At 47.2% G+C, this 530-nt stretch carries 1 protein-coding gene; it reads left to right on the forward strand.

Features of this window, described 5'->3' with window-relative positions:
• Positions 1 to 530: filamentous hemagglutinin N-terminal domain-containing protein (locus SLS51_RS23210; protein ID WP_323840835.1), on the forward strand; the 530-nt coding region annotated here is incomplete at both ends.

A 530-nucleotide genomic window follows, 5' to 3' on the forward strand; every position in this document is an offset into this window, starting at 1 on the left:
CAACTGGCGGGGCAACTTAACGCTAATCCTAATCTGCATGGAAAAGCGGCGGAACTGATTATTAATGAAGTGACCGGCAGCGGACAATCTAACCTGCAAGGCCAATTGGAGATTTTCGGCAATAAAGCCAATGTAATGATTGCCAACCCCAACGGCATTACTTGTGATGGCTGTGGCTTTATTAATACTTCGAGTGCAACACTGACCACGGGTAAACCGCAATTTGATAAACAGGGCGCGTTGGAAGCACTGGAGGTTAAAACAGGCCAAATCACCATTGGCGGTAAAGGGTTAGATGGTAAGGCGACGGATTATGTCGATATTATCAGCCGGGCAACGGAATTAAATGGAAAAATTCAGACGAATAACCTGTCTCTGACACAAGGCGCTAACCGAATCAGCTTAAAAGACGGCACAGTTAAACCTGTCGCTGGCGAAGGTACTAAACCTCAATTAGCGGTTGACACCAAAGCGTTAGGCGGCATGTATGCCAATAAAATCCGACTGGTTGCCACTGAAGAGGGCGTTGG

Origin of the sequence: Photorhabdus africana (assembly GCF_035181445.1) — a bacterium.
GTDB classification, from domain to species: domain Bacteria; phylum Pseudomonadota; class Gammaproteobacteria; order Enterobacterales; family Enterobacteriaceae; genus Photorhabdus; species Photorhabdus laumondii.